This is a genomic window from Bacillus sp. SM2101 (assembly GCF_018588585.1).
Taxonomy (GTDB): Bacteria; Bacillota; Bacilli; order Bacillales; family SM2101; genus Nanhaiella; species Nanhaiella sioensis.
This window is the reverse complement of the sequence record NZ_JAEUFG010000109.1, coordinates 1-1171: the sequence shown is the minus strand read 5'-3', so window position 1 is coordinate 1171 and position 1171 is coordinate 1. Positions and strand designations below refer to the sequence as shown.

Here is a 1171-nt window from a genome sequence, read left to right as displayed (position 1 = left end):
AATTAAAAATGGGTCAATCAGGTAACTGGTTGACCTCTCAATATGAACTGGTGCTAAATTGAAAAATTATAAGCACTATTTTCCATTTTGGGCAAGATTTCTGAAGATCATAACATTTGTTTGTCTAGGGATAATTTAGTGTACTCATTTGACTTTAGGGTTACTAGATTTATTTAGTGAAAGATTTAATGTCCAATCTAAGAAAGGGTCATTATCATATTATCAGAGAGTTAGCTCATGTTGTGGAAGTACAAAAAAATCTTCCCTGATTATACGTTAAAGGAAGGAAAAGGCAGGGAGGAGAGAGTGATTATAAAGAGTGTACTTTATTTAATGTAAGTTATTGAATTATGCTTGTACTAGTTCAAAAGACTAGGAAGCTTACTGGAAATTACTAAAAAGTATTTATGTATGTTAAGATTAATATAGATATATAACATACCTATATTAAAGGTGATTATTATCCTACCGTTGTTTTTAATCCTTTTCTTTCATATCTTCACTTTCTACTTCTAAACTTATTCCTTTTATAAATAAAGCGTAGCAATACTCAAAATTCTGTCTGCGAATTTCTTCTTGGCTGATAAATGCATCTTATGTTATATAAAGGAATTGTGGGGTTCAAAGACAATAAATCTAAATGTCATATTGAGCTTTCCCACATGATAAATGTCTTTTTTTAATTAAATCCCCGTACATTCACTTGATATAAAACCTACTTACTAATAACGATCTAAATCTGTGTTTTTTATGACTTTGAGTAATAACGAAGTAGTAATTATAAATTACGATCAAGTATGAACAGGGAGATGTAAATAATGCGAAAGTATCGACTGTTTAGAGTTTACGTATGGTACAAAGATAAAGATGGCTGGATGGCTGAAGGAAAATGGGATGACAATAAAATGGGGTCATTACGTATGACAGGGACTATCAAATATTCTGGGAGTGGTACTAGTCTACCGAAAGCAATTGACGAAGTTCTGGCCGTTGCTAGACAAATGGGTATTGAGGAACGGAAAGACATGTGGTTAAGCTATCACGAAATATACGAAGGGAATTACCGATCTATATTTTTTCCTTCTGCAGGATATAAAAATGTCATCAGGAAAGAAGCTTATAAGCGTGGGTGGACATCATATAACGATTGAATGAGAAAAAAGTATATGTG

Annotated in this window: 1 protein-coding gene; it reads left to right on the top strand. The window is 32.2% G+C overall.

Going from position 1 to position 1171, the window contains the following annotated elements:
- Nucleotides 1-818 precede the first annotated feature (818 nt).
- Entirely contained in the window at nucleotides 819-1151 is a 333-nt protein-coding gene (locus JM172_RS24460; protein ID WP_214484977.1) for a hypothetical protein, read from the top strand.
- Nucleotides 1152-1171 lie beyond the last annotated feature (20 nt).

Bases quoted from the DNA above. Each gene is read 5' to 3' on its own strand.
- JM172_RS24460 (WP_214484977.1), top strand. From the start codon at position 819: ATGCGAAAGTATCGACTGTTTAGAGTTTACGTATGGTACAAAGATAAA.